Origin of the sequence: Streptomyces sp. MK37H, assembly GCF_018035285.1 — a bacterium.
Lineage (GTDB): Bacteria > Actinomycetota > Actinomycetes > Streptomycetales > Streptomycetaceae > Streptomyces > Streptomyces endocoffeicus.
The window spans coordinates 1-2552 of sequence record NZ_JAAAYH010000727.1 but is presented as its reverse complement, the minus strand read 5'-3'; the positions used below and the strand labels follow the sequence as shown (position 1 = coordinate 2552).

3 protein-coding genes are annotated in these 2552 nt (G+C 72.1%); all 3 read right to left on the bottom strand.

What is annotated here, in order from left to right; translation table 11 throughout:
* Nucleotides 1–1404: YfjI family protein (locus tag GWI24_RS43275; RefSeq protein ID WP_210951495.1), on the bottom strand; the 1404-nt coding region annotated here is incomplete at its 3' end.
* Nucleotides 1401–1742, bottom strand: coding sequence for a DUF1922 domain-containing protein (locus GWI24_RS45995; protein WP_247617694.1), 342 nt, complete (start codon nt 1740–1742; stop codon nt 1401–1403). The genes GWI24_RS45995 and GWI24_RS43275, both read right to left, overlap by 4 nt.
* The coding region (locus GWI24_RS43265; RefSeq protein ID WP_210951494.1) for a bifunctional DNA primase/polymerase at nt 1739–2552 on the bottom strand (814 nt) is incomplete at its 5' end. The genes GWI24_RS43265 and GWI24_RS45995, both read right to left, overlap by 4 nt.

The window sequence follows — 2552 nt, the reverse complement described above, 5'->3', positions numbered from 1 at the left end:
GGCGATGGCGGGGAAGTCGCCTCGGGGCAGGCCGCGGAAGAGGTCGCGTTTGGTGAAGCCGGTGAGTCGGGCGTCGGTGAGGTGGGTGAGGACCTGGTGGCCTGCTTCCTGGGCGGGGTCGGCGCACATGGAGTCGAAGACGTGCTGAGCGTGGATGGTGAAGTAGTCCCCGAGGCGGGTCGCGGCGGCCAGCGTCGCGGCCTCGATGGGGCGCGTCCAGCCGTGATCGGGGTGGGTGGCCAGGTGGAGCAGTCCGGCGATGCGGGCCACGGCTCCGTCGCGCTTGCTGGCCCACTTCACGATGCCAGCCAGGGAGCCGCCCTTGCCGATCCTCGATTCGGTGACCTTCTGGTAGGCGAGCATCACCTGGTCCGCCTCGGGCGTGAGGGTGAGGACGGCGGGGTCGGTCCATCCGGCCATGGCCAGGGCCAGGCCGCCGAGCCGCTGGGCGTAGGCATCGGCGACCTGATCGGGGATGAGATCGGGCGTGAGGTTGCGGCGGCCGACGAGGGATTCGGGCTGGGCGTACAGGAAGCGGGCGAGTAGTCCGCGGCCGTCGGCGCCCTTGATCTGGCCGATGGATTCCAGCACTTCGGGCTGGACGGCCAGGCCCATGGTGACGGCGGGGTGCTCGATGTGCTGGGCGTCGCGGCCCTGCCGGTTGACCCGCACCATGTCCCCGGCGTGGCCCTTGAGGAAGACCTCCATGTTGGGGGTGCCGCTGTAGCGTCCGGCGATGATGTCGAAGATGCCGCCCTCCGGCGAGAGGACCGAGATGCGGCCCTCCTGCTCGGCCAGGAGGGTGGCCAGGTTTTCCGGCGTCACGTCGTCGGCGACGAGCTGGGGCTTGCAGGGGACCTTGATGTCCTCGGCGGCCTGGGCGAGTTCGACGGCCTCCGCGGTGAGCTGGTCGCGCATGCCCGGTTCGGCGTTCGCGGCTTTGGCGGCGGCCTTGTCGGCGGCGGCCTTGGCCAGACGCGCGGTGGTCTCGGCTTCGGCACGGGCCGGACCGGAGAGTTCCACCAGGGTCTTCTCGACCGCCATCAAGGGCTCAGTCATCAGGGCGAAGACCGCGGACTTGCGGTTGCCGGGGTCCAGGGCGACGGCGGTGTAGAGGTTGACCGGCTCGCGCCAGCGTCCCCGCACGCAGACCGTGGCTCGGCCGCCGGCCGCCGTGGCGATGACGGACAGGGCCAGGCATCCGGCCAGATCGGCGGGGGTCTGGGTCTCCTCCGCCACGGCGGTCACCATCTCGGCCAGCCAGCCGGGCAGGGCATCCACGGGGAACGCCGGAAGCGCCCGCTGCGGGGCCAGCGGTACGGGTTCGTCCCACACGGGGCCGGTGACGGCTTCGGCCACCAGGTCGTTGAAGCCCGCCCACAGATCGGTCTCGGGTGTCGTCATGCGGCGTTCTTCTCTTCCTGGGAGCTGCGGAGCGGGCAGGAGGTCTTGTGGGCTTCGTGGTCGGCGACCAGGGCGAGCACCCTCCGGCGGCCGACCGCGCTGCGATCGCGTCCGCACGCGCATTTCGAGGTAGCCGTGGGCGTGGCCTGCCAGTCCGGCGGTGCGGTGATGTGGAGCCACGCGACCGGGTGCCGGCCGTCGCCCTGCTGCCCGTCCAAGCCAGAGACAGAAGGGACGCCCTGACGGGCGGCATTTTCCAGCGCGCCTACGGCCGTCTCGGACGGGGCCTGCACGGCGTCCTGAGGCGGGTTTCCGGTGCTGTTGGGACGGGAGGTCACGTGGCCGCTCCTACGCCCTGGAGGCCGTTGGTGACGGCTCGTTCCGCGTACGCCTCGGGCACGCCGACCGAGACGGCGGCGGCGATGATCTGGCCCGCGATGACGTCCAGTCCGCACGGGCCGGGGCACTTCGCGTGCTGGGCTCCAAGGAACCGGGCCACACCGAACGCCTGCGATCCGGCCCCCGATTCGGTGTGGGAACGCACCATGGCCAGGCCGCGTTCCAGGCCGGAGCGGACGTACCGCTCGGTGCGCCTGCACCCGGTGGCCACGGTCCGGTCCCACTCGGCGCGGGCGAGGGACGAAGAGACCACGGCCCCGCGGGCGGGGGTGGTCTCTTCCTTCTCCACGAGGGCGCGGACGGCGGATGGCAGATCCGTCGTGATGCCGGTGCCGGGGCCGAGCCAGCGGGCGTAGGCCATGTGCGACTTGATGTCCACGCCGGGGCGGACCTGGTTGGCCGAGGGCATCGTTCCTCGGTAGATCCAGTGCTCACCGCGTGTGGTCGGCACGGTCCTGGTCGCCGGAAGAGTCTGGCGCGCCCATTCGACGGCCGGGGGGTTGTCGAGGTCCACGACGGTCAGCCCGGCGCCGGCGGGTTGGTAGGCGACGGCGACGGCCAGGCGCCATGCCAGGGTCCAAGGCTGGGAGGTGATCACGGTGGGGTCGGTCGTGGCGGAGGCCCAGCCGTGGCAGACGGCGGGACACTGGCACGGGCCCGCGGTCTTCATGTTGGGCCGTCCGCCGCAGGCGGGCGGGCGGCCTGCGCAGGCGCGGCAGTTCCCGAACGGCACCTTCCCGTGGCGGAGT